Annotated in this window: 14 protein-coding genes and 1 pseudogene; 8 read left to right on the top strand and 7 right to left on the bottom strand. The window is 73.1% G+C overall.

Translation table 11 applies throughout. The annotated features are described in order from the left end of the window. The first annotated feature begins 436 nt into the window (after positions 1–436). The 3 genes from ABZU32_RS10210 (at position 437) to ABZU32_RS10200 (ending at position 13,597) form a co-directional block, all read left to right on the top strand. Positions 437–4,024 carry a condensation domain-containing protein gene (locus ABZU32_RS10210; RefSeq protein WP_354919799.1) on the top strand — a complete coding sequence of 1,196 codons (3,588 nt, stop codon included), beginning with the start codon at positions 437–439 and terminating at the stop codon, positions 4,022–4,024. Continuing rightward, positions 4,025–7,471, top strand: coding sequence for an amino acid adenylation domain-containing protein (locus tag ABZU32_RS10205; RefSeq protein WP_354919796.1), 3,447 nt, complete (start codon positions 4,025–4,027; stop codon positions 7,469–7,471). Between the two features lie 168 nt (positions 7,472–7,639). Beyond that, the gene (locus ABZU32_RS10200) at positions 7,640–13,597 is read left to right on the top strand and encodes an amino acid adenylation domain-containing protein (RefSeq protein ID WP_354919793.1); all 5,958 of its coding nucleotides are present in this window, start codon (positions 7,640–7,642) and stop codon (positions 13,595–13,597) included. Here ABZU32_RS10200 and ABZU32_RS10195 read toward each other — a convergent pair. After that, entirely contained in the window at positions 13,518–13,721 is a 204-nt protein-coding gene (locus ABZU32_RS10195; protein WP_354840957.1) for an SHOCT domain-containing protein, read from the bottom strand. The two genes, ABZU32_RS10200 and ABZU32_RS10195, sit on opposite strands and share 80 nt — an antisense overlap. A 268-nt stretch (positions 13,722–13,989) precedes the next feature. Here ABZU32_RS10195 and ABZU32_RS10190 point away from each other — a divergent pair, with 268 nt between their 5' ends. Next, positions 13,990–16,419, top strand: coding sequence for a Tex family protein (locus ABZU32_RS10190; protein WP_354919790.1), 2,430 nt, complete (start codon positions 13,990–13,992; stop codon positions 16,417–16,419). 178 nt (positions 16,420–16,597) lie between these two features. On the opposite strand, the gene ABZU32_RS10185 is transcribed toward ABZU32_RS10190, so the two are convergent. Further along, positions 16,598–17,572 (bottom strand): phosphotriesterase-related protein, encoded by a 975-nt coding sequence (locus ABZU32_RS10185; RefSeq protein WP_354919787.1) that lies wholly within the window; start codon positions 17,570–17,572, stop codon positions 16,598–16,600. A 188-nt stretch (positions 17,573–17,760) separates the two neighbouring features. Between ABZU32_RS10185 and ABZU32_RS10180 the strand changes: the two genes are divergently transcribed. After that, positions 17,761–18,747 carry a malate dehydrogenase gene (locus ABZU32_RS10180; protein WP_354919784.1) on the top strand — a complete coding sequence of 329 codons (987 nt, stop codon included), beginning with the start codon at positions 17,761–17,763 and terminating at the stop codon, positions 18,745–18,747. Positions 18,748–18,772: 25 nt separating this feature from the next. Here ABZU32_RS10180 and ABZU32_RS10175 read toward each other — a convergent pair whose 3' ends face one another. The 5 genes from ABZU32_RS10175 to ABZU32_RS10155 all read right to left on the bottom strand — a co-directional run bounded on the left by ABZU32_RS10175 (position 18,773) and on the right by ABZU32_RS10155 (position 24,355). Beyond that, entirely contained in the window at positions 18,773–19,441 is a 669-nt protein-coding gene (locus ABZU32_RS10175) for a DUF998 domain-containing protein (protein WP_354919781.1), read from the bottom strand. A 190-nt stretch (positions 19,442–19,631) separates the two neighbouring features. Then, positions 19,632–21,434 (bottom strand): alpha-amylase family protein, encoded by a 1,803-nt coding sequence (locus ABZU32_RS10170; protein ID WP_354919778.1) that lies wholly within the window; start codon positions 21,432–21,434, stop codon positions 19,632–19,634. A gap of 119 nt (positions 21,435–21,553) precedes the next feature. Then, positions 21,554–21,757 carry a cold-shock protein gene (locus tag ABZU32_RS10165; protein ID WP_248959313.1) on the bottom strand — a complete coding sequence of 68 codons (204 nt, stop codon included), beginning with the start codon at positions 21,755–21,757 and terminating at the stop codon, positions 21,554–21,556. Positions 21,758–22,019: 262 nt separating this feature from the next. Continuing rightward, on the bottom strand, positions 22,020–22,916 hold the full coding sequence (locus tag ABZU32_RS10160; protein WP_354840939.1) for an aminoglycoside phosphotransferase family protein: 897 nt from the start codon (positions 22,914–22,916) through the stop codon (positions 22,020–22,022). Then, complete coding sequence (locus ABZU32_RS10155; protein WP_354840936.1) at positions 22,913–24,355, bottom strand: helix-turn-helix transcriptional regulator; 1,443 nt, start codon at positions 24,353–24,355, stop codon at positions 22,913–22,915. Before ABZU32_RS10155 ends, ABZU32_RS10160 begins: the two co-directional genes overlap by 4 nt. A gap of 297 nt (positions 24,356–24,652) precedes the next feature. On the opposite strand from ABZU32_RS10155, the gene ABZU32_RS10150 reads away from it, so the two are divergent. From ABZU32_RS10150 to ABZU32_RS10140, 3 genes and pseudogenes are all read left to right on the top strand, one after another. Beyond that, a complete protein-coding gene (locus tag ABZU32_RS10150; protein WP_354840933.1) occupies positions 24,653–24,952 on the top strand; it encodes a hypothetical protein in 300 nt (99 codons plus the stop codon). A gap of 147 nt (positions 24,953–25,099) precedes the next feature. Then, positions 25,100–26,041, top strand: a complete 942-nt coding sequence (locus ABZU32_RS10145) for a nucleoside hydrolase (protein WP_354840930.1) — start codon at positions 25,100–25,102, stop codon at positions 26,039–26,041. 226 nt (positions 26,042–26,267) lie between these two features. Next, positions 26,268–26,360, top strand: a pseudogene (locus ABZU32_RS10140) (RNase adapter RapZ); the annotation flags it as partial.

Raw genomic sequence — 26,360 nt, 5'->3', positions numbered from 1 at the left:
GCCCGGCCCCTGATGAAGCAGGCGTTCACTCCCCGTTTCGCCGCCTTTTCGGCTGGCGGACAGCCCCCCTTGGGAGCGCTCCCATATTGCGCTGTGGCCGCAGCCGTGTCAAGGGTCCGCGAGCGCGAAGTCCTTGGTTCCAGGGGTTCACGAGGCGATACGCCCACGGTCACGGACGCCGGGCGGCGGACGCGAACGACCGACCGGGACGGCAACCGACGACCGGCGACGGCGACGGAGCGCACTGGGCCGGCGACCGTTCGAGAAGATCGGGCGAGTATTGACAATTCCCATTTCGCGTTCATAGCGTACGGCTCATTGTTCGATACCGCGTAAGTGCGTTTTCTCGCGCACAATGCCTTCGAGGCGACATATCCGCTGCACCGCGCCGCCTCCCACCGAGGAGGAAACCGGACCGCTGAAAGACGAGCTCACCGTGGCCTCACCATCGAAGCCCGCCGACTCCGGCGAGGGCGCCTCTCTGTCATCGCGGCACCGGTCCCTGCTCGCGCGCCGGCTCGCCTACCGGCCGCCGCTCGCCGAGGAACCGTCCCAGCCCGGCGACGCCCCCGCCCGGCCCGCGACCGACGACGGCCGGTCCGCGCCGGACGGCGCCGGGCCGGCACGCGACGATAGCCAGCCGGCGCCGGACGACGGTCCGCGGGTGGTGGACGACGGTCCGCGGGTGGTGGACGAGGCGCCGTTGTCCGCGGGGCAGGAACGGCTGTGGTTCCTCCAGCGGTTCGACCCCGCCGACGCGTCCTTCAACATCTTCGTCACCGAGCGCCTGCGCGGTGCCCTCGACATCGATGCCCTCGGCCGGGCCCTGGACGAGATCGTCTCCCGCCACGGGACCCTCCGCACCCGCTTCCGCGGCGAGGAGCGCCCCGTCCAGCAGGTTCTGGCGCCGGCGCCGGTTCCCGTCGAGCACCTGGACCTGTCGGCGCTCCCCGGCGACGACCGGGAGGGGCGGGCGCTCGACCTGGTGGCCGAGCGGACCAACCGGCCGTTCGACCTCGCCCAGGCGCCGCCGCTGCGGGTCTCGCTGCTTCGCCTGTCCGCCGAGGAGCACGTGCTGTGCCTCGTCGTGCACCACATCGTCGCCGACGGCTGGTCTCTGAACGTGCTGTACCGCGAGCTGTCCACGCTGTACGCGGCGTTCCGCCGGGATGAGCCCTCGCCGCTGCCGCCGCTTCCCCGGCAGTACGCCGAGTATGTGCGCGCCGTCCAGGACGACGACGGGGCGGGCGACCTGGCGTACTGGAAGGAGCGGCTGGCCGGCGTTCCGCCCCTGGAACCGCCCGCCGACCGGCCCCGGCCGGCCGAGCGGACCACCCGCGGCGCCGTCCATGTGACGCGCGTCCCCCTGGAGGTCGCCGAGGCCGTCGAGCAGGTCGCCCGCAAGCATCGGTGCACGCCGTTCATGACGCTGCTCGCGGCCTACCAGGTGCTGCTGTCCCGCCATACCGGGCAGACCGGCTTCGCCGTCGGCTCCTCGGTGGCCGGGCGCGGCGAGACCGACCTGGAACCCGCCATCGGGTTCTTCTCCAGCACCCTGGTCCTGCGCGCCGACCTCGACGGAGACCCGACCTTCTCCGACCTGCTCCGCCGGGTGCGCAAGGACACGCTCGGCGCCCTCACCCACCAGGCCGTGCCGTTCGAGCGGCTGCTGCTGGAACTGCGGGTCCCGCGCGACCTCGGCCGCACCCCGCTGTTCCAGACGATGTTCATCCAGCAGAACCAGGCCGACGCCGAGCACGGACGGCTCAGCCTGCCCGATCTGCGGGTCGAGTCCTTTCCCCCGGGCTTCCGGTACACCAAGACGGACCTGTCGCTGGACCTCACCCGTGACGCCGATGGGCTGTTCCTCGCCTTCACCTACAACACCGACCTGTTCGACGCCGCGACCATCGCCGGGCTGGCCCGCCGCTACGAGACGGTGCTGAGGTCGGTCGCGGCGGATCCGGCCGAGCGGGTATCGCGGCTCGCGGTCATGCCCGCCGACGAGTACGAGCGGGTCCTGCGGACCTGGAACGCCACGGCCACCCCGGTGCCCGCCGCGACCGTGCCCGAACTGTTCGCGGCCCAAGCCCGCGACACCCCGCACGCCGTCGCGGTGAGCGACGCCACGCGGGCTCTGACCTACGCCGCGCTGGCCGCCCGTTCCGACCGGCTCGCCGAGCGCCTGCGCGCCGCCGGGGCGGCCCGGGGATCGCTCGTCGGCGTGCACCTGGACCGGTCGGCCGAGATGGTCGTCGCCCTGCTCGCCGTGATGAAGGCGGGCGCCGCCTACGTCCCCCTGGACCCGGCCTTCCCTCCGGCCCGCGTGGCCTACGTGCTGGCCGACTGCGGGGCGACGGTGGTGGTCACCGGCGAGGAGCCCGAGGAGCGGCTGCCCCACGGCGGGTTCACCTCCGTCCTGGTCCGGGCGGGTGGCGACGACGAACGGGCCGACGACGACGACGACGAGCCTGACGGCGATCACGACGCGTGGACCGGCGACGGCGACGGGCGGGTCGACGGCGGGCGGGTCGACGGCGGGCGGGTCGACGGCGGGCGGGTCGACGGCGGGCGGGTCGACGGCGGGCGGGTCGACGGATGGGTCGGCGACAGCGGGCGCGGCGGCCGGGTGGACGCGGGCCATGACGTCCCCGGCCCCGACGACCTGGCCTATGTCATGTACACCTCCGGGTCGACGGGGTCGCCCAAGGGGGTCGCGGTGCCCCACCGCGCGCTGACGAACTTCCTGTGGGGGATGCGCTCGCTGCTGGACGCGCGTCCAGGCCAGGTGTGGAGCGCGGCGACGTCGATGGCGTTCGACATCTCGGCGCTGGAGCTCTACCTGCCGCTGGTCACCGGCGGCCGGGTGGCCGTGGTCGACGGAGCCGCCGGCATCGGCGGCCTGACGGGCGAGGGGGCGCCCGGCGCCCGTTCCGCGCGTCCCGCACGGGTGACGCACGTCCAGGCGACGCCGTCGGGCTGGCGCCTGGTGCTCGCGGGCGGCGACTTCGACGGCGCGGCGGTGACCGCGCTCACCGGAGGCGAAGCGCTGCCGGGCCCGCTGGCCGAGGAGCTGCGATCGAAGGTCGCGCGGCTGGTCAACGTGTACGGCCCGACCGAGACGACGATCTGGTCGACCGCCTGGGAGGTGCCCCCCTCCACCGGCGAGGTCGGCATCGGCCGGCCCATCGCCAACACCACCGTGTACGTCGTCGACGCGGCCATGAACCTCGTGCCGCCCGGCGTGCCCGGCGAGCTGCTGATCGGCGGGGCGGGGCTCGCCCACGGATACCTCGGCAAGCCGTCGCTGACGGCGGAGCGCTTCGTGCCCGACCCGTTCGGGCCCCCCGGCGCCAGGCTCTACCGCACCGGAGACCGGGTGCGGTGGCGCGCGGACGGGACGCTGGTGTTCCTCGGCAGGTTCGACGACCAGATGAAGGTGCGCGGGCACCGGGTCGAGCCGGCCGAGGTCGAGGCCTGCCTGCTGCGCCACCCGCGGATCGGGCAGGCCGCGGTCACCGTGCGCGACGACACGCTCGTGGCCTATCTCGTCGCCACCCCGGCCGGATCCGGCGACGCCGGCCCGCAGGACGCCGGGGCCGGTGGGCCGCAGGGCGAGGAGGTCCGGGGCGAGGAGGTGCGGGAGCACTGCGCGCGGACGCTGCCGGCGGGCATGGTGCCGAACCTGGTGGTGTGGCTGGACGCGCTGCCGCTGACCCCCAACGGCAAGGTCGACCGGTCGGCGCTGCCCGAGGCCCGTCCGGCGGCGGCGCGGACGCCCGGCCGCGCGCTCGGGGACGATCCGGTCAGCCGTGCGGTCCACGACATCTGGTGTGACGTGCTGCGCCTGGACGGCGCGGGCCCGGACGAGAACCTGTTCGACCTGGGCGGCCACTCGCTGACGATCACCCGCCTGGCGGCCCGCGTCCGCCGGCGGCTCGACGTGGACCTGCCGCTGCGGGTCTTCTACGACACACCGACGATCGCCGGCGTGGTGGCGGCGATCAGCTCCCGGGGGACCTAGATGACCGACGCGCGGCGGGCGGCTCCGCTCACCTTCGGGCAGGAGCGGCTGTGGTTCCTGAACCGCCTGGACCCCGGCGACGCCTCCTACAACATGTTCCTCGCCCTGCGCCTGCGCGGCCCGCTGGACGTCGCCTCGCTGTCCAGGGCCTTCGACGAGCTGGCGCGCAGGCACGAGCCCCTGAGGACCCGCTTCCCCGTGACGGAGACGGGGCCCGTCCAGAGCGTCCACCCGCCGTCGTCGCCGGTCCTTGAGACGGTCGACGCCGGACCGGGAGAAGGACGTCTGGCCGCGCTCGTGGCCGAGCGGACGAACGCGCCCTTCGACCTGACCGTGGACGCGCCCCTGCGGGCCGGTCTGCTTCGCGTCTCCCCCGACGACCACGTGCTGAGTGTGGTCCTGCACCACATCGCCGGGGACGGCTGGTCTCTCGACGTGCTGATGTCCGAGCTGGCCGTGCTCTACAACGCGTTCGTGCGAGGGGAGCCCGCACCGCTGCCGCCGTTGCCGCTCACCTACGCCGACCACGCTCGCGCGGAGCGGAACGCCGGAATGTCGCCGGACCTTCTGACGTACTGGCGTGACCGGCTGGCGGACGCGCCCGTCCTCGCGCTGCCCCTGGACCGGCCCCGTCCGGACTCGCGCTCGTCCGCCGGGGGCTTCGTCGTCCGCCGCGCCGCGCCCGGCCTGCTCGACCGGCTGGCCGCGCTGGCGCGCGAGGAGCGGTGCACGCTGTTCATGGTGCTGCTCGCCGCCTACCAGGTCCTGCTGTGCCGGCACAGCGGGCAGTCCGACGTGTGCGTGGGCTCGCCCGTCGCCGGGCGCGACCGGGTCGAGCTGGAGCCTCTGGTGGGCTACTTCAGCGACACGCTCGTGCTGCGCGGCGACCTTTCCGGCGATCCCACGTTCCGCGAGGTGCTGGCGCGGACCCGTGAGAGCGTCCTGGCCGCCTACGAGCACCGTCCGGTGCCCCTGGAACAGCTCGCGGCGGGCGCGCGGAACGGCCGGGAGCCCGGCATGACGCTGTTCCAGACGCTGTTCACGTTGCAGAGCGCCGGTGACCCGGTCGCCGCCGCCGGCGCGCTCACCGGCGTCGAGGTGGAGGCGGTGGACCCGGGGTTCCGGCAGGCGAAGTTCGACCTCCTGCTCGACCAGCTCGGGGACGTCTCCGTGTTCGGTCACAACGCCCAGGTGCTGGACACCGGGACCGTGGAACTGCTCGCCGACCGCTGGATGGTGCTGCTGGAGCGGATCGCCGACGCCCCGGGGGAGCCGGTCATGCGGCTGCCGCTGCTGGCTCCCGGAGAGCGGGAACGGCTGCTCGCCTGGTCCGACGGCGGCCCCGCCGAACGGTGCCGCGACGACGACCCGGCAGAGCCCTGGTCCGGCGACGGCTCTGTGGGACCGGGTGCCGACGACCACATCCAGGGACCGGACGTCCACGTCGACCATGGGGAACCAGGTGCCGGCGTCCACCATGGGGAACCAGGTGCCGACGACCGCTTCCAGGGACCGGGCGCTCACGTCCCCCATGGGGAACCGGCTGACCACGACGGTTCCGGGGGACCGCCTGAGACCGGTGGCGCGGTGGAAGCCTCCGAAGGCGTGCTCGCGGCCGTGGCCCGGGCCGCCCGCCTGTGGCCGCGGGCGGCGGCCCTCGTGTGCGGCGCCACCGTGGTCTCCTACGGCGAACTGGTGGGCCGGGCGAACGCGCTGGCGGCGCGACTGCGCGAGGCCGGCGTGCGGCCCGGAGACCTCGTCGGGGTGAGCATGCCCCGTTCCGTGGACGCGATCATCGCGCTCGTGGCCGTGTGGACGGCCGGGGCGGCGTACGTGCCGCTGGACCCGGCCTACCCGCAGGAGCGGCTTGAGCTGATGGCGTCCGGCGCGGGAGTGCGCCATGTGGTCACCCCGGACGGAGTGACCCGGCGCGAGGCTCCCGAGTCCCCGCACCGGCAGGGCGTTCCCGATGGACACGCCGCCTCGAACCCCGGCGGACACGCCACTCCGGCCGGGCACAACGCTCCCGACGGACACGGCGCTCGTAACGGACGCAGCGCTCCGGTGGAGGCCGGCACGGCCTACGTGCTTTACACCTCCGGGTCGACCGGGGCTCCGAAGGGAGTGGCCGTCGGGCATCGCGCGCTGGACGTCCGGGTCGGGTGGATGACCAGGGCGTACGGGCTCGGCCCCGGCGACCGGGTGGTGCAGTTCTCCTCGCTCGGCTTCGACACCCACGCGGAGGAGGTGTGGCCGGCGCTCGCGACCGGTGCGACTCTCGTCCTGCTGCCCGACGGCCCCGAGTCGCTGCCCGACGTGCTGGCGCGCGACCCGGAGATCAGCGTGCTGGACCTGCCCACGTCGTACTGGCACCGGCTCGTCGAGGTGCTGGAGGAGATCCGCTGGCCGTCGCGGCTGCGGCTGGTGATCCTCGGCGGCGAGCAGGTGGCGGCGCCCGCCGTCGGCGCGTGGCTGTCGCGGTTCGGGGACGCCGTCCGGCTGGTCAACACCTACGGGCCGACCGAGGCGACGATCATCGCGACCTGGGCCGAACTGCGGGACGGCGACCACCGCCCGCCGATCGGACGGCCCCTCAGCGGCACCCGGGTCCACGTCCTGGCCGACGATCTCTCCCTGGTCCCCACAGGGGTGCCCGGGGAGCTGTGCGTCGGTGGCGACGGCCTGGCCGACGGATACCTCGGGCTCCCGGAGCTGACGACGGCCCGGTTCGTCCCCGATCCGTACGGGCCTCCGGGCGCCCGGCTGTACCGCACCGGTGACCGGGCGCGGTGGCGGCGCGACGGGACCCTTGAGTTCCTCGGCCGCCTGGACGACCAGGTGAAGGTCCGCGGGCACCGGGTGGAGCCGGGCGAGGTCGAGGCGCGGCTGCTCCTGCATCCGGGCGTCTCGCAGGCGGCGGTGGTCGCCAGGGACGACACCCTGGTCGCCTACGTCGTCGGCTCCGCCGCGCCCGACGAGGTGCGCGCCCACGCGGCGCGGGCCCTTCCCGGCCACCTGGTGCCGGGCGTGGTCGTCCCGCTGGACCGGCTGCCGCTGACGCCGGGCGGGAAGGTCGACGCGCGGGCGCTGCCCGCGCCGCGCTTCCAGCGGGACCCGGCCGTCGCGTTCGTCCCGCCGCGGACCGACGCGGAGCATCTCGTCACCGCCATCTGGGCGGAGGTCCTCGGCCTGGACGAGGTCGGCGCGGGGGACGACTTCTTCGCCATCGGCGGCCACTCGCTGCACGCCGTCCGGGTGATGTCGAGGATCCGGTCGATCGCCGAGCTCGACGTCCCGATCAAGGAGCTGTTCGCGCACCCCACGGCCGCCGCGCTGGCGGCCGTGCTCGAGGAGCTCCTGATCGCGGAGATCAGCGGGCTGAGCGACGAGGAGACCGAGCGGCTGCTGGCCGCCGCCCAGGACGCTCCGGCGGAGCCCCGGCCATGACGTGCCGACCCGACGTGCCGACCCTGACATGCCGACCTTGACACCCCGTCCGGCGACACCCCGTCCGGCGACACTCCGTCCGGCATCTCCGGGCGCACCCGCGAAGCGAAGGGAGGGCGGGGCCGGCTCCCCCTCGGCGCGAGCCGGGGACCGCGCCCCGGACATCCGATGGCCGAGCCTGTGACAGGAGTCCAGAGAGGGCAGAGTCCCCCCGGCGTTTCGGAAGGGACCGCGGTTCAGCTGGGCGGGACGCCCCCCGCCACGCTCAGCGCGGCCAAGCAGGCGCTGCTCGCCCAGCGGTTGCGGCGGCGTCCGGGGTCGCAGGCCCGTGACCTCATCCCGGCCCGGCCCGCCGGTGTCGCCCCTCCGCTCTCGTACGCGCAGGAGCGGCTGTGGTTCATGGACCAGCTCGTGCCGGAGGCCGCCGCCTACACGATCGTCCTCACGCTGCGGCTGGGCGGCGCGGTCGACGCCCAGGCGCTCTCGACGGCGGTCGGCCAGGTCGCCGACCGGCACGAGGCGCTGAGGACCCGCTTCCCCGCCGGGGACGACGGCCGGCCGGCCGCCGTGGTCGAGGAGTCCGCCGGCGTGCGGCTCGCCCGCGCCGAGGCCGGTTCCGAGCAGGAGGCCCGGCTGATGGTCCGGGAGCTGGCCGCCCGGCCGTTCGACCTGGCCACCGGTCCCCTGTTACGGGCCCTGCTGATCCGGCTGGACGCCGATGACCACGTCCTGGCGCTGGCCGTGCACCACATCGCCTGCGACGGCTGGTCCTGCGACCTGCTCACCTCGGAGATCCTCGCCCGCTACGAGGCCCGCGCCCACGGCGACCCCACCCGGCCCGCTCCTGCTCGGTCTGCCCCCACCGGGCACGCGTCCGCCGAACCGGAAACGATGCGTGCCGCTCCCGCCCGGCCCGTGCCCGCCGAACCGGAAACGATGCGTGCCGCTCCCGCCCGGCCCGCCCCCACCTGGCCCGTGCCCGCCGGACCGGAAGCGGTGCGTGCCGCTCCCGCCGAACGCTCCCCCGTCGGGCTCTCCCCGGGAGATACCGCGCCCGGCGAACCCACACCGGGTGAGCCCGCTCCGGGTACGCCGGCCTGCGGTGGGCCCGCACCCGTCGAAGCCGCCTCCGTCGAGCGTCCGTCGCTCGACTACGGCGACTTCGCGTTGTGGCAGCGGCGCGACCAGGCCGGGGACGGCGACCTGGCCTACTGGCGAGAGCGGCTGGCCGGGCTCCCGCCCCTCGATCTGGTCACCGACCATCCCCGCCCACACCGGCAGACCTTCACCGGGGCGTCGCACGGTTTCCGGCTCGCCGCCGAGGAGGCGGCGGCGCTGCGCGACCTGGCCTCCCGCCACGGCGCGACACTGCACATGGTGGTGCTGTCGGCCTGGCAGGCGCTGCTCGGGCGGTACGCCCGGCAGGACGACTTCGCGGTGGGCTCCCCGGTGGCCGGGAGGTCCAGGCCCGAACTGGAGGGCATGGTCGGCTGCTTCGTCAACATGCTGACCATGCGGGCGGACCTGTCGGGCGATCCGGCGTTCACCGAGTTGCTGGCGCGCACCAGGGAGTCCGCCCTGGACGCCTACGCCCACCAGGACCTGCCGTTCGAGCGGCTGGTGCAGGAGCTGAACCTGCCGCGCGACGTGTCACGGCCGCCGCTGTTCCAGACCATCTTCGCCATGCAGAACTACGGCGGCCAGGCACGTCCGGCCGGCGGACCGACCGGCGGACCGGCCGGCGGACCGATCGAGGGGCCGGCCGTCGCGCCCTTCCCTGTGGAGGCGATCTCGACCCGGTACGACCTGGAGCTGTACGCGGGCGAGGACGCAGGCGGCCTCGGCCTGCTGCTGACCTACAACACCGGCCTGTTCGCGCCGGACACCGTCACCAGGATGGCCGCGCATCTGACCATGTTCCTGCGTGCGGTCGCCGTCCGCCCCGGCGCGCGCCTGTCGGAGATCGGCGTCCTCGGCGAGGACGAGCGCGCCCAGGTGACCGCCGGCTTCAACGCCACCGACGCTCCCTTCCCCGCCGGCGCGACCCTGCACGGGCTGGTCGAGGAGCAGATCGCCCGGACGCCGGACCGCATCGCCGTCACCTTCGAGGGCGCCTCGCTGACCTACGCCGAGCTCGGCGCGTGGGCCGACCGGATCGCCCGGCGGCTGCGCTCGCTCGGGGCGGGGCCGGGGACGCCGGTGGCGGTGTGCGCCGAACGCTCCCTCGAACTGGTCGCGGGGCTGCTCGGCGTGCTGAAGTCGGGCGCCGCCTACGTCCCGCTGGACCCGGACTACCCGGCCGACCGGCTGGCCTTCATGCTCGCGGACTCGGGCGCGCAGATCATCCTCACCCAGCGGCGCCTTCGCGGGACTCTCCCCGAGGCGCCGAGCGGCGCCCGGGCGCTGCCGCTCGACGACCCCGCGGAATGGCCTCCCGGCGACCACACCGAACCCGCGCCCGCCGGCGACGTCACCGGAACACCCCGCGCGGACCCCGGGGACGTCGCGTACATGATCTACACCTCGGGTTCCACCGGGCGCCCGAAGGGAGTGCCCAACGCGCACCGGGGCATCGTCAACCGGCTCGACTGGATGCGGAAGCGCTTCGTGCTCGGCGAGGGCGACACCGTCCTGCAGAAGACGCCCGCGAGCTTCGATGTGTCGGTGTGGGAGTTCTTCTGGCCGCTGCTCGCCGGGGCGCGTCTGGTGCTGGCACGGCCGGGCGGCCACAAGGACGCCGCCTACCTGGCGGAGCTGATCCGCGCGGAGCGCGTCACCACTCTGCACTTCGTCCCCTCGATGCTCGCCGTGTTCCTCGCCGAGGACGGCGCGCGGGCCTGCACGTCGCTGCGGACGATCATCTGCAGCGGCGAGGAGCTCCCGCCGGACCTGGCGCTCAGGTGCCGGGCGGCGCTGCCCGCCGAGCTGCACAATCTCTACGGTCCCACCGAGGCCGCCGTCGACGTGTCGGCGTGGGCCTGCGAGCCGGCGGCGCTGTCCGGCCTGGCCCGCGTCCCGATCGGCGCGCCGATCCAGAACATCCGCCTGTACGTGCTGGACGCCGGGATGGAGCCGGTGCCGATCGGGGTGCCCGGTGAGCTGCACATCGGCGGGGTGGGGGTCGCGCTCGGCTACCACGACCGGCCGTCGTTGACGGCGGAGCGCTTCGTCCCCGACCCGTTCGGGCCACCGGGCGCGCGGCTCTACCGGACGGGCGACCTGGCCCGCTGGCGCCCGGACGGGACGATCGACTTCCTCGGCCGGTTGGACGCCCAGGTCAAGGTGCGTGGCCTGCGCATCGAGCCCGGCGAGATCGAGGCGGTGCTGCGCGAGCAGCCGGGGGTGAGCGACGCCGCCGTCGTCGTGCGCGAGGACCGGCCCGGCGACAAGCGCATCGTCGCCTACCTGGTCGGCGAGGCCGAGACGGCGCCGCTGCGCGCCGCGCTCAAGCTCCGCGTGCCCGACTACATGGTGCCCTCGGCGCTGGTGCGGCTGGAGGCGCTGCCGCTGTCGCCGAACGGCAAGCTCGACCGCAGGGCGCTGCCGGCCCCGGCGCTCCTGCGGGAGGAGTCCACGGCGTTCGCGCCGCCCGAGACCGGCACCCAGGAGTCGATCGCGGCCGTCTGGCGCGCCGTGCTCGGCGTCGAGCGCATCGGCGTCGACGACGACTTCTTCGACCTCGGCGGCCACTCGCTGCTGGCCACCCAGGTGATCGCCGGGATGCGCGCGGCGCACGGCGCGGGGGTCTCGGTGATGGACCTGTTCCAGAACCCGACGGTGCGCGAGCTGGCCGCGCTGGTGGACACCCCGGCCGCGGAGCGCGGCCCGCGGGGGCTGCTGTACGAGCTGACGCGGCCCGTCCCGGCCGAGCGGCGCGTGCTGTCGCACGTGTGCGTCCCCTACGGCGGGGGGAGCGCGGTGGTCTACCAGCCCTTGGCCGACGCGCTGCCGGAGGGGCACCGGCTGTTCTCGGTCGCCATCCCCGGTCACGATCTCGGCGTCGAGGAGGAGCGGCTGCCCTTCGACACCTTGGCCTCGGCCTGCGTGGCCGAGATTCTCGCGAAGGTCGACGGGCCGCTCGCGCTCTACGGTCACTGCGGCGTCGGGTCGGCGCTGACCGTGGAGATCGCGCGGCGGCTGGAGGCCGCGGGACGCGAGCTGGAGGTCGTCCACATCGGCGCGATGTTCCCCTTCGCCCGGCCGGGCAACCGCGTGATGGAGGCCCTGTCGAAGATCGCCCGGATGGAGTTCCTGCGCTCGGACCAGGAGTACACCAACTGGCTCATCTCCTGGGGCCTGGAGCTCGGCGACCTGGACCCGCGGCAGGTCAGGCACATCATCCGCAACATGCGCGCGGACTCGGAGGAGGCCGAGGCGCACTACACGCGCCTGCTCGCCGAGGGCGTCGACCGGCTGCGCGCGCCCGTCGTCACCATCGCGGGCGAGCGCGACCCGAGCACCGAGTACTACCAGGAACGCTTCCGCGAGTGGCATTTCGTCGCCGACACCTCGGCGGTCGTGGTGCTGGCCGAGGCCGGGCACTTTTTCCTGAAATACCGGGCGCAGGAGCTGGCCGACATCGTCACCGGCGTCCACCGGACCCTGGACGCCGCGCGGCCCTCCGGTCGGGAGGGGCGCGGGCCCGGCGAGGCCGGCGAGGCCGGCTGGTGGCTGCACGACGTCTCGCGCTCCGCACGGCCGGTGACGGCGAGCGGCCCGCGGCCGAGCATGAAGCGCTTCGTCACCGTGGCCGCGAGCCAGATGGTGTCGATGACCGGCTCGGCGCTCACCGAGTTCGCCATCCCCATCTGGGTCTACCTGCAGACCGGCTCGCTCGTGCGTTTCGCGCTGTTCGCGGTGCTCGGCCTGGTGCCGGGCATGCTCGTCGCCCCCCTGGCCGGCGCGATCGTCGACCGGTCGGACCGGCGGCGGGTCATGCTGGCGGGCGACATCGCGGCCGGCGGCGTCCAGACGCTGCTCGGCGTCCTACTGTGGACCGGCAACCTCGCGACCTGGCACATCTATGTGCTGATCGTGGCCCTGTCGGTCGCGCTGCAGTTCCAGCGCCTGGCGTACGGGTCCTCCATCCCGCAGTTGGTGCCCAAGCACTATCTCGGCCATGCCAACGGGGTCGCGCAGATGGCCAACGGCGTGACGCAGTTGGTCGTCCCGCTGGTCGCGGTGGGGCTGATGGCCTCGATCGGCCTCGGCGGCATCGTGGTCATCGACATCGCCAGCTACGCCTTCGCCGTCGCCGTCCTGCTGTTCACCCGGTTCCCCGCGAGCATGGCCTGGCGGCGCAAGGAACCCGTCCTGGCGGAGATCGCCAACGGGTTCCGGTACAGCTGGGGCACCCCCTCGATCAGGGCCATGCTGCTGTTCTTCGCCGCGCTCAACATCTTCCTGTCCCCGCTGTTCCTGCTGATCTCGCCGCTGGTGCTGTCGTTCGGCACGCTGACCGACGCGGGCAATATCGCGTTCGTCTCCGGGGCCGGCGTGCTGGCCGGCGGGTTCGCCATGACCGTCTGGGGCGGCCCCCGGCGGCGGCGCCTTGCCGGCATGATGGCGTGCACGCTCGCGCTCGCGGCGTTCTGCCTGGTCACCGGCCTGCGGCCGGACCTGCTGACGATCGCCGCCGGGGCGTTCGGCATGGCCCTGTCGCTGACCGTCGTCAACGGCATCTACGCCACGATCGTGCAGGTCAAGGTGCCGCAGCGCTTCCACGGCCGGGTGTTCGCGCTCAACACCCTCATCGCCTGGTCCACGCTGCCGATCGGGTTCGGGCTGGTCGCGCCGTACGGGAGCCAGGTGTTCGACCCGCTGCTCGCCCCCGGCGGGCCGCTCGCGGGGAGCGTGGGCGCCGTGATCGGGGTGGGCGAGGGGCGCGGCGTCGGACTGATGTACGTCGTCTTCGCCCTCGCCATGGCCGCTCTGGTCGCCGGGGCGTCGCGGGTGAGGACCCTGGCCCGGTTCGACGCCGAGGTCCCCGACGCCGCGCCCGACGACCTGGTGGGCTACGAGGCCCTGCGCCGGCGCGGCGCGGGCGCTACCAGTCCTGCGACAGGCCCGACATCCGACGCAGATACTCCTCCTCGTCGATCTCGCCCGCCGCGTAGCGCCGCTTGAGGATCTCCTTGGGGTGGTCGGCGGCGGGGATCTGCCGCGCGCGGTCGGCCACGTAGGTGCGGGCCAGCATCAGCACACAGCTGACGATGATGATCAGTCCGACGAGCAGTAGAAGGGTTTTCACGCCGACCTCCGGTTCCTGCGGCTTGCCCGAACCGCGGGCTCGCCGCGGCGCTGAGCACGGCGCCGGGCCGGGGGACGCCGCGGTGCCCGGGTGCCGCGCTCCAAGTCTCGCAGGTCCAGGGGCCTGCGGTAACGTCCCGCAGGTCGGCCCGGTCTCGGGCGCCCGTACGCGCGGCCGGCCGCCCGGGCAGGGCGTGACGGCGCGACAATCGGGGTGGCGAGCATGCACAATCTTCCCCGGACCTCAGAAGCGAAGGCGGACCAGGATCGTGACGATCTCCATCCATCAGAAGATCGCCGAAGAGCTCGGCGTGCGCGAGCGGCAGGTGCAGGCGGCGGTCGAGCTGCTCGACGGCGGCGCCACCGTGCCGTTCATCGCCCGCTACCGCAAAGAGGCGACCGAGATGCTCGACGACGCGCAGCTGCGCGCGCTCGAAGAGCGGTTGCGCTACCTGCGCGAGCTGGAGGAGCGGCGCACCGCGATCCTCGAGTCCGTCCGCTCCCAGGGCAAGCTCGACGACGCCCTCGAAGCGCAGATCATGGCGGCCGACTCCAAGGCGCGCCTGGAGGACATCTACCTGCCCTACAAGCCCAAGCGGCGCACCAAGGCGATGATCGCCCGTGAGGCGGGGCTGGAGCCACTGGCGGAGGAACTGCTCGGCGACCCCTCGCGCGACCCGCAGACCGCCGCCGCGGCGTTCGTGGACGCCGAGAAGGGCGTCGCGGACGCCGCCGCCGCGCTGGAGGGCGCGCGGGCCATCCTGGTCGAGCGGTTCGCCGAGGACGCCGACCTGATCGGCGCGCTGCGCGAGCAGATGTGGTCGCAGGGCCGCCTGGTCTCCCGGGTCAGGGAGGACAAGCAGGAGGCCGGCGCCAAGTTCTCCGATTACTTCGACTTCGCCGAACCGTTCACCAAGCTGCCCTCCCACCGCGTGCTGGCCATGTTCCGCGGCGAGAAGGAAGAGGTGCTCGGCCTCACGCTGGAGCCCGAGGAGGCGCCCGCCGAGGACGGCCCGAGCGGCTACGAGACGCGCATCGCCCGCCACTTCGGCGTCGCCGACCGCGGCAGGCCGGCCGACCGGTGGCTGATGGACACCGTCCGCTGGGCCTGGCGCACGCGCGTGCTGGTGCACCTGGGCATCGACCTGCGCATGCGCCTGTGGCAGGCGGCCGAGGAGGAGGCCGTCCGCGTCTTCGCCACCAACCTGCGCGACCTGCTGCTCGCCGCGCCCGCCGGCACCCGCCCGACCATGGGCCTGGACCCCGGCCTGCGCACCGGCGTGAAGGTCGCCGTCGTGGACGCCACCGGCAAGGTGGTCGCCACCGAGACGATCTACCCGCACGAGCCGCGCCGCCGCTGGGACGAGTCGATCGCCGTCCTCGAGCGGCTGGCCCGCGAGCACCGCGTCGAGCTGATCGCCATCGGCAACGGCACGGCCTCCCGCGAGACCGACAAGCTCGCCGGCGACCTGATCAAGCGGCATCCCGACCTGAAGGTCACCAAGATCGTCGTGTCGGAGGCCGGGGCCTCGGTCTACTCCGCCTCCGCCTACGCCTCCCAGGAGCTTCCCGGGCTGGACGTGTCGCTGCGCGGCGCCGTCTCCATCGCCCGCCGGCTGCAGGACCCGCTCGCCGAACTGGTCAAGATCGACCCCAAGTCGATCGGCGTCGGCCAGTACCAGCACGACCTGGCGGAGACCAAGCTCTCGCGCTCGCTGGACGCGGTGGTGGAAGACTGCGTGAACGCCGTCGGCGTGGACGTCAACACCGCCTCGGCGCCGCTGCTGACCCGCGTGTCCGGCATCGGCTCGGGCCTGGCCGAGAACATCGTGCAGCACCGGGACGCCAACGGGCCGTTCCGCTCCCGCCGCGCGCTGAAGGAGGTGCCCCGGCTCGGGCCCAAGGCCTTCGAGCAGTGCGCCGGCTTCCTGCGCATCCCCGGCGGCGACGACCCGCTGGACGCCTCCAGCGTCCACCCGGAGTCATACCCGGTGGTGCGGCGCATCCTGGACGCCACCAGCGGCGACATCAGGACGCTGATCGGCGACACCGCGGTGCTGCGCAAGCTGCGGCCCGACCAGTTCGCCGACGACACCTTCGGCCTGCCGACGGTCACCGACATCCTCAAGGAACTGGAGAAGCCCGGGCGCGACCCGCGGCCCGCCTTCCGCGCGGCGACGTTCAAGGAGGGCGTGGAGAAGATCTCCGACCTGGAGCCCGGCATGCTGCTGGAGGGCGTCGTCACCAACGTCGCCGCCTTCGGCGCGTTCGTGGACGTCGGCGTGCACCAGGACGGCCTGGTCCACGTGTCGGCGATGTCGCGGACGTTCGTCAAGGACCCGCGCGAGGTGGTCAAGCCGGGCGACATCGTCCGGGTGAAGGTCCTGGACGTGGACATCCCGCGCAAGCGCATCTCGCTGACGCTCCGCCTGGACGACGAGGCCGCGGGCAAGAACGCGGCCCAGGGACAGGGCAGAGGCGGCCAGGCGCAGGGACGCGGCGGCCAGGACGGCCAGGGCGGCCAGGGCGGCCAGGGCGGCGCGGGCGGCCGCGACCGCAGGGGCGGGCAGGGGCAGGGCAGGGGCGGCGGGGACGGCCGGCGCGGCGGCGGCCGTGGCGGGCAGGACCGCGGCGCCCCGGCGGGCGGCGCCCTGGCCGAGGCCCTGCGCAAGGCCGGTCTGGACAAGGGCCTGAAGTAAGCCGGGCGCGTCTCCCCGGAAGGCCGCGGCCGGCCTTCCGGGGGCGCCATCGCCTCAGGAGATGCCTCCCGGGGCGTCACCGCCTCAGGAGATGCCTCCCGGGGCGTCACCGCCTCAAGAGATGCCTCCCGAGGGAGCGTCGCCGCCCCGGGGAAAGCCTCCCGGGAGCGTCACCGCTTCAGGAGAAGTACCGCCGGGGGTTGTCCACCAGCATCTGCTCGATCTGGGCGTCGGTGACGCCCTTCTCGCGCAGCGCCGGGAGGACGTCCTGGTGGATGTGGCCGTAGTTCCAGTTCGGCGCGATCTGCGGCACGGCGTCCCACATGTGGCCGAAGTAGTCGTAGAAGCAGGCGGCGTCGTGGCTGAGCACCAAGCGGTCGGCGTAACCGCGGGCGCACAGGCTCACGATGGTGTCCACCCGCGCCTCGGTGGGGTTGTACAGGTCGAGCCCGAAGCGGTCCATTCCCAGCGTCGCGCCCGTGTCGGCCAGGGCCATGAGGTGGTCCAGGTCGTTGCTGTCGCCGGAGTGGCCGAGCACGACCTTGGTGAGGTCGACGCCCTCCTTGGTGAACAGGTCCACCACGGCCAGGCCCGACCGGGTGGAGGGGTTGGTGTGGACCGTGATCGGCACCCCGGTGCGCACGTGTGTCCGGGCCACCGCGCGGCAGATGCGCTCGACGCCCGCGGTCATGCCGTAATGGTCGATCGCGCACTTGAGGAACGCGGCCTTCACCCCGGTGCCGGCGATGCCCTCGGTGATGTCCTTGACGAAGTCGTCGACCATCGGCTCGGGGATGTCGACCACCGTCCCGGGGCCGCGGTGGGCGTAGTGGAAGGGGACGTCCATGTAGCTGTAGAGGCCGGTGGCCACGATGATGTTCAGCTCGGGCACCTCGGCGGCCACCCGCTGGATGCGCGGGATGTACCGGCCGATCCCCCACACCGTCGGGTCCACGATGGTGGTGACGCCCCTGGCGACCAGGGCCCGCAGCTTCTCGACGGCGTCGGCGACGCGGTACTCCTCGTCCCACCAGCCGTCCTCGCCCTGGTCGGCGAGGTGGCCGGGGTCGACGACGAAGACGTGCTCGTGCATCAGCGTCTGGCCGAGGACGCCCACGTCCACCGGACCGCGTACGGTTTCGACGACCGGCATGGGACCTCCAGGGGTGACACCGGCGGCAGAGGTGCCCGTACCGTAGGACGCCGCGCCTCCGGCGTCAACGGACACGCCGGGGGATGCGGATGCGCGCCGGGAGGGGACCTGCGTTCCTGAGGGGCCTGTTCGAACGGATAATCTTTCGGCTGTTCGGAAAACGTCAACAGCCCACCTAGGGGAACGTCATGACGCAGGCTCCAGTCAAGGTCACCGTCACCGGCGCCGCAGGCCAGATCGGCTACGCGCTGCTGTTCCGCATCGCCTCGGGTCATCTGCTCGGCCCTGATGTGCCGGTGCGGCTGAGCCTGCTGGAGATCCCGCAGGCCGTCAAGGCCGCCGAGGGCACCGCCATGGAGCTCGACGACTGCGCCTTCCCGCTGCTCCGGGGCATCGACATCAGCGACGACGCCGGCCGCGCCTTCGAGGGGACCAACGTCGCGCTGCTGGTGGGCGCCCGCCCCCGCACCGCGGGCATGGAGCGCGGCGACCTGCTCCAGGCCAACGGCGGCATCTTCGGCCCGCAGGGCAAGGCCATCAACGACCACGCGGCCGACGACATCCGCGTCCTGGTCGTCGGCAACCCGGCCAACACCAACGCGCTGATCGCCCGCTCGCACGCGCCGGACGTCCCCGCCGAGCGGTTCACCGCGATGACCCGCCTGGACCACAACCGGGCGCTGTCGCAGCTCGCCGCCAAGCTCGACGTCCCGGTGACGGCCATCACCAAGATGACGATCTGGGGCAACCACTCCGCCACCCAGTACCCCGACCTCTACAACGCCGAGGTCAACGGCAAGATCGCCGCCGAGCAGGTGGACGAGGGCTGGCTGCGCGACACCTTCATCCCCACGGTCGCCAAGCGCGGCGCGGCCATCATCGAGGCGCGGGGCGCGTCCTCGGCGGCCTCGGCGGCGAACGCGGCGATCGACCACGTGCACGACTGGGTGAACGGCACCGCCGAGGGCGACTGGACCTCCGCGGCCCTGCCCTCCGACGGCTCCTACGGCGTCCCTGAGGGCCTCATCTCCTCCTTCCCCGCCGTCTCCCGCGGCGGCCGCTGGGAGATCGTCCAGGGTCTGCCCGTCAACCCGTTCTCCCGCGAGCGCATCGACGCCTCGGTGCGCGAGCTCGGCGAGGAGCGCGACGCCGTGCGGGAGCTCGGCCTCATCTGATCCCGTCCGCGCTCTCACGGGGCGTTCAGGCCGCCGCGGCGGGGCGGACGCGCGGCCCGGCTCCGTCGAGGCGCGCCGTCACCCGGGCGCGGGCCCGGGCGCCGTCGCGGCCGACCGCGGCCGACAGTCCGATCAGCACCAGGACGACGACCTCGGTCACCACGACGAGCCGCTGGGTCAGCCCGGCCGGGACGGCCCCGGGGTCCATGCCGAACATGCGCACCACGTACGGCACCAGGACCAGGATGAGGAAGCCCGCGGCGGCCAGGCTCAGGCCGCGTAACGCCGCCGCGTGCCGGCCGCCGCGCGCCGCGATGGCCAGGCCCGCCACGGGCATGCTGACGAACGCGGCGAACGCGGCATAGCGGTGGATGCCCCCGGACATCGACAGCGACATCCCCGGCCGGTCCGTGGGGAACGCGGCGATCATCAGCATGCACGTGCTCCACACGCCCAGCAGCGCCACCGTCGCCCGGCCGGTCCCGCGCCGGGACATCTCCACGGCCAGCATCGCCGCCCCGAGGGCGAAGAAGGTCAGCGAGGTCCCCAGCAGCCACCCGTGGGGGTGGAAGGCGTACTCGCTGATCATGCCGTGCAGCGGGTCGAGGCCGGAGGTCAGGTGCAGCGCCATCATCGCGACGGCGCCGTTGGCGAGGGCCGCGAACCCGCCGGCGGTCAAGGGAGAGGTCGTCATGCCCTCGACTGTCGCCTCCGGCGCGCCGCGCGGGCATCGGAGATCGGCCGGAGCGAGCCCTGGGGCATCCCCGAGCCGACCCCTACTCCACCAGGGGCGGGACGGGTCCGGCGCCGGGGCCGGGCTTCGGGGTTCGCGCCCGCCACCAGCGGCGGCGCCCCTGACCCGTCCCCCGGCCCCGGGCCTTGCGTCAGGCCTTCTGACGGGCCTCGGAATCGGCGATGTCGCCCGCGTCGGCGGGGGCCAGCTCGGGCTCCGACGCGCGCATCCAGCGGGTGCCGTAGGGCTCCAGCTCCAGCGACACCCGCCCGCCCGGGCCGATCTCGACGGTGCCGTCGATGAGCAGGTCCGTCAGCACCTTGCCCTCGTCGAGGCCGTCGAGGGTGAGCTCGCAGGAGACCGTCTCGTCGGCGAAGTTGTGCACGGCGAGGACCGTCTCGCCGTCGATGTCGGAACGGTTGGCCAGCACGGCCGGCGCGCCGGTCTCCAGCACCTCGTACCGTCCCCAGGCCAGCTCGGGACAGCCCCGGTACTGCTCGATGAGCTTGGTGATCCACATCAGCAGCGAGTCGGGGTCGCGCCGCTGGGCGCTCACGTTGACGTGCTCGGGCCCGAACTCGCCCTGCACCATCGGGTTGCGGAAGTTCTCGGGGTCGGCGGTGGAGAACCCGCCGTTCTCGTGCGGCGTCCACTGCATCGGCGTCCGCACCGCCTCCCGGCCCTTGACCGCGAGGTTCTCGGCCATGCCGATCTCCTCGCCGTAGAACAGCACGGGGGTGCCCGGCAGCGAGAACAGCAGGCTGTACACCATTTTGATCTTGCGCAGGTCGCCGCCGAGCATGGAGGGCAGGCGGCGGCGCAGGCCGCGGCCGAACAGCTGCATGTCCTTGTCCGGGCCGAAGGCCTCGAAGACCTCCTTGCGCTCGGCCTCGCTCAGCTTGTCCAGCGTCAGCTCGTCGTGGTTGCGGACGAACGAGGCCCACTGGCAGTCCTTGGGCGGGGCGGGGCGCTGCCGCAGCGCGTCGGCGAGCGGGCGGGAGTCGCCGCGCGCGAGCGAGAGGTACATGCGCTGCATGCCGATGAAGTCGAAGCACATGGTGACCTCGTCGCCGAGGTCGTTGCCGAAGAACTTGCGCAGGTCGGGGTACTCGAGGTTGACCTCGCCGAGGAGCATGGCGCTGCCGTCCCTGCGGTTCATGAACGCCCGCATGTCGCGCAGGAACTCGTGCACGTCGGGCAGCCCGGCGTCCTTGGCCTTGTGGTCCACCGCCTTGCCCGTCTCACCGCCGTCCTGGCCCGCCTTGGCGCCATTCTCGCCGGAGGGCTCCTCGTCGGCCTCCTCCTTCTTGCCGACGTCCTCGACGAGGAAGGGCACGGCGTCGACGCGGAACCCCGACAGGCCGAGCTCCATCCAGAAGCCCAGGATGCGGGCGATCTCGTCGCGCACCTCGGGATTGGCGACGTTGAGGTCGGGCTGGAACCGGTAGAAGCGGTGGTAGTAGTACTGGCCGCTGCCCTCGTCGTACTGCCACAGGGAGTCCTCGGCGTCGGGGAACACCACGCTCTTGGGGTCGTCCGGCTCGGGGGTGTCGGACCAGATGTACCAGTCGCGGTGGGGGGAGTCCCGGCTGGACCTCGCGTCCTTGAACCAGGGATGCTCGTCGGAGGTGTGGTTGACGACCAGGTCGGCGATCACCCGGATGCCGCGGTCGCGCGCCACCCGCATGAACTCGACGAACTCCCCCAGCGTGCCCAGCCGCGGATCCACGCTGTAGAAGTCGGTGATGTCGTACCCGTCGTCGCGGTCGGGGGTCGGGAAGAACGGCATCAGCCAGATGCAGGTCACACCGAGCCGTTCGAGGTGATCGATGTGCTGCACGGCGCCCCGGAAGTCGCCGACGCCGTCGCCGTTGCCGTCGGCGAAGGTCTCGACGTCCAGGCAATAGACGACCGCGTTCTTCCACCACAGGTCTGAGGTATAAGTCAGTCTCACCCGGCCGCCTCTACCCCAAGAAGGGGCAAAGTATCGGGCGGCGGAGACGGGGTGGCCTTACCCGGAGAAATCTGAGGGCCCGCACCGCGAGGCGGTACGGGCCCGGAGGAGACGTCGCGTCAGATGACGGTGACCTGCTCCGCCTGGGGACCCTTCGCCCCCTGGACGGTCACATAGGTGACGCGCTGGTTCTCGTCCAGGCTGCGGTAGCCCCCGGAGGTGATCGCCGAGTAGTGCACGAACACGTCGGCACTACCGTCGTCCGGGGCGATGAAGCCAAAGCCCTTTTCGGCGTTGAACCACTTGACGGTACCTTCAGACAACTCTGCTTCTCCCTGTTAGGGCTTCACCGGTCCGCCGGGTCGGCGGCACGGGGCTGCGTAGCGGACCATACCCTGCTGCATCCACGAAACCGCTGAAGAAGCAAGAACGACCGCTGCCAGGAACTTCCCGCGGGCGCTTTCAAAAAAGACGTGCGAGGAAACTACGACTGCAACATCGCCGACAGTACCCGCCCGCCCCCGGAATCACAAACGCATCACTCGTGTCCCGGGCAAAGAAATCATGAGCTCCGCGTGAGGTGGCTCACGCCGGCTCGGCGAGGTACCAGCGGGCCTGTCCGTCACCACGGGTGAGCGAGTCGAGCCGGCGCGGCAGCTCCTTGCGGGAGAACGGGTCGCGGGTGGCGTTGCGGATGTGGATGCCCACCGCGTACATGTCCCTGACCTCCATGAGGGTCGGGTAGCCGTGCCAGGCGCGCAGGTCGAAGCCGTAGGCGCCGGCGAAGTCGTCGACCTGCGCGGCCGTCAGGCCGAAGCGGCGCTGCCCGTGGTAGGTGTGCACGAGGTCCCACTCGCGGGGGCCGACGGCGACCCCGTCCCAGTCGCACAGCACGGCGTGGCCGTCCTGACAGCGCAGCAGGTTGTCGATCCAGGCGTCGCCGTGCAGCAGCACGGGAGGCCCCTCGGTGCCGAGGTCGGCCCAGCGCGAGGTGAGCTCGGCCACCCGGTCGCGCAGCCAGGCGCGCTGGCCGGGGGTCAGCACCTCCTTGCGGTGCTCGACGGACTCGCGCACCTCCGCCAGCGGGTCGGCGAGCCGCTTCAGCGGGAACGGCGGCACAGGCAGCAGGTGGAGGCTGCGCAGGATGTCGCCGAGCTGGGTGGTCGTCGGTCTTCCGCTCGCCGGCACGTAGTGCCAGAAGGTGACCACCCGCCCGTCGTACACCAGCGGCTGGTCGCACAGCTCGTCGGCCGGGCGCACCGTGGGGAAGCCCTGGTCGGCCAGCCACCGGGCGACGGCGAGCACGACGGGCAGCCGTGTCATGGCGTCCGGCGCGGTGGCGATGCGCACCACGATCTCGTCGCGGAGCTTGAACACGGCGTTGCTGCGCACCCGGAGCAGCTGCGCGTCCCTTGCGTCGAGGCCGACGCTCTCGCACACCTCCCCCAGGATCGCCGCGGCCTCGTCCGCCAGCATGTTCATGGCCGCTCCAGCGCGAGCTGCGGGCCGGCTTCCGCGAGCAGATCATGGAGATGTCGCGCGGCGGGGGTGCGGCGCTGGGCCCTCGGGATGATCGCCAGCAGGGCGCGGGCCCGGGTGACCACGATGGAGGTGCGGTGCTCGGGCGGCACCTGGGTCAGGGCCTGCTCGGCCAGCCGGCACGCCTGGTCGTAGTCGCCCTCGCGCGCCACGTGGCCCGCCTGGTCGAGCAGCACGAGCACGGGGTCGATGGTGTACGGGCTCGCGGACCGGGAGATCCACTCTTGCACCTGCTCGGCCTCGCCGAGCTCGATCAGCGTGCCCATGCGGTAGAACTGCAGCCGCCGCTCGGAGAAGCGGAAGGCCAGGTGGTCGGCGCCCTCGCGGGGCATCCGCGAGAAGATGCGCTCGGCCTCGGCCAGCGCGACGCGGGCGGCCTGGTGCTCGCCCATGCGGGCCAGCGCCCGCGCCTCGGCCGCGGCGCCCAGGGCCGCGGGCGAGCTTGGAGCGCTCCCGGCCAGCATCCGCGCCTCGCGGGCCAGCCGCACGGTCTCGGTGAGGTCGCCGTAGTAGTAGGGCAGCATGGCCTCCTGGGCGCGCACGAGCGCGCGCAGCCGGACCTCGCCCATGTCGTCGGAGGCGGCCCGCGCGGTGCCGTACCAGGCGTGGGCCTGACGGGTGTCGCCGAGCTTCATGAGCGCGTCGGCCGACAGCAGCGCGAGCATCGTGGTGGCGTTCAGCAGGCGGCGCTGGGTGGCGGCGGGCTGCCGGGCCGAGACCAGCCTGCGGACGTCGGCGATCTCCAGCATCAGGCGGTACAGCATCGGCAGCGGCGCGCTCTTGATGTACTCGCGGCGGTAGCGCAGGACCTGCTCGTCGAGCCGGTCGAGCTGGTCCTCGCTGACGGTGGCGGCGGCGAGCGTGCGGTCCACGTCCTGGCGGGTGCGCTCGACCTCGGCGAGCAGGCGGCCGTTGAGCGGCAGACCGGAGCTGAGCAGCGCGTGGTGGAACAGGGCGCGGCGTTCGGCCTCGTCGTCCAGGTCGGCGGGCGCCGGGCGCGGCCGGGGCTGGGCGGCGTCCTCGACGGGGAGCGCGGGGGCCGGGATGGTGTGGCCGGCGGCGACGACCACGACGTTCGGCCCCTCGCCGTCGTCGCAGTAGTCGGCGGCCAGGCCGAGGCGCACGGCGTTGGCGGAGTACAGGCGCGCGATCTGGTCGATGGTCTGCGGCCGGGGGCGGGCGCGGTTGTTCTCCCAGGCGTTCAGCAGGTCGATGCTGGCGCGCGGCAGCCCGAGGGAGTGGGCCTCGCAGAGCCGTTCGAGCTCTTCGATGGCCTGCCGGGCGGACCAGCCGCGCGCGAGGCGGTGGGCCTTGAGCAGGCTGACCCCGCAGCAGCCGTTGATGGCCTGGGCGGTCTGCCACAGGGTCCACTGGCGGGACACGGCCTGCTCACGCCAGCGTCGCGCACACGCCGGGGAGTGTTCTCCACGGGCCATCTCTCGCCCTCCGCCACTGGAGTGTTCGGCCTTACGGATGTTTCCCCGATGTTAACCAGCCGGCACCTATTAGCCCACAGCGTTATGGGACTGATGCCTGGGCATCCGCGTGGTTTCCACGTAAACCTCCGGTCCGATCGACGGTATTCCACTTATCAGTGGATTTGCTCCGATTGCCGGTAGGAGCGGCCGGGTTCAGTCTGGTCCCCATCCGGTCACCGATGTCCCCGCTGGAGACCAAAGATGAGAACCGCAGAACCGAGCGTTCATTCGGCTGAGGCACTCGACCACCTGGAGCGACTCGCCGCGCAGCTCGAAGCGCACGCGTTCCAGGTGCGCCTGACGGCCCGCACCGGCCTGTATCCGCGCCTGCGCGTGATCAACCCCATGGCCCCGGCCGTCACCGAGGACGTCCTGGCCGCCAACGCGGCCGACGGCGAGTGGTGGTTCTGGCTGTCGTGGGCCGGCCGCATCGGCCACGCCTCCGACATCGTCACGGCGGCGGAGCGCATCGCCAGCGTCCTGCACGTCATCCGGCGCTGACCCCAGACCGTACGGCTCGCGCGACCACGCCCCGCGCGAGCCGTACACATTCCAGGCGGTCCGCACGCGGACCCGGAGACGGTGACCGGCCACCGGCCGAGGTACGGAAATTTGCCGGAATTGTCGTGCGTCGTCCAAGCTACAGATGTGGCGCCCAAGAAGATCATCATCGACTGCGACCCGGGGATCGACGACGCCCTGGCGATCACGCTCGCGCACGGCAGCCCCGCGCTCTCGATCCTGGGGATCACCACGGTCGGGGGCAACGTCGACCTGGGCCACACGACCGGCAACGCGCTGCGGCTGCGCGAGTTCCTCGGCTTCCCCGGCGTCCCGGTCGTCCCCGGCAGCGCCGGCGCCCTGCTGCGCACCCCGGTGGACGCGGCGTCCGTCCACGGCGAGCACGGACTCGGCGGAGCCGTCCTGCCCGAGGCGACGCTCCCCGCCGACGACGGGCACGCCGCCGACTTCATCATCGACACCCTGCGGGCCGCGCCGGGCGAGGTCACGCTGGTCGCGATCGGCCCGCTGACCAACGTGGCGCTGGCCCTGCTGCGCGAGCCGAGGATCGTCGAATGGGCCCGCGAGTTCGCCATCCTCGGCGGCTCCTCCACCCGGGGCAACTTCTCCCCCGCCGCCGAGTTCAACATCGCCGCCGACCCCGAGGCCGCGGCCATCGTGTTCGACGCCGGCTGGACGGTCACCATGATCGGGCTGGACGTGAGCCGGCGGGCGCTCGCCGTCGGCGAGGTCGTCGACCGCATGCGCGCGATGGGCCGGCTCGGCGCCGACCTGCTGGTGCCGTGCGTGGAGTTCTACGGCATGGTCACCGCCGAGGAAGGGCCGGCCATCCACGACGCGTGCGCGATCGCCTACCTGATCGACCCCACGCTGGTCGACGTGGTGCCCGCGCTGGTGCAGGTGGAGACGGCCGGCCGGTACACCTCGGGGATGACCGTCACGCACTTCGACCTCGGCGACCGCGTGCCCAACGCGCTGGTGGGCACCGGCCTGGACGTCCCCCGGTTCTGGGACCTGCTGCTCGGGGTGTACCAGGACGTCGCCCGCCGGCTCGACCCCACCCTCTGACCGCCCACGCCCCCAGCCTGGGCGGCCACCCCCGCGAGCCGTCACGCGGGAGCCGCCGGACCGAGCGGCACGCCACGCCGGGCGGCACGCGTGGCGACGGTGGCGTGGCCAGGGGGCTTCCTGCGAGCATGCCGTCCCATGGGGACAACGCTCCGATGGCCGCTCGCGGTGGCCTGCCTGGCCCTGGCACTCGCGCCCGCCTGCGCCGGCGACCAGGGCGGCGCCCGGCTATGTCCGCGAGGGCAAGGGGTATGCCACCCTGGCCGTCGGTTGCACCGGCGGCAAGCACCGCAGCGTGGCCATGTCCGAGCAGATCGGC

Origin of the sequence: Sphaerisporangium sp. NPDC005288 (assembly GCF_040607475.1) — a bacterium.
Taxonomy (GTDB): Bacteria; Actinomycetota; Actinomycetes; order Streptosporangiales; family Streptosporangiaceae; genus Sphaerisporangium; species Sphaerisporangium rhizosphaerae.
The sequence above is the reverse complement of the archived record's forward strand: the minus strand, read 5'-3'. Positions and strand labels throughout refer to the sequence as shown.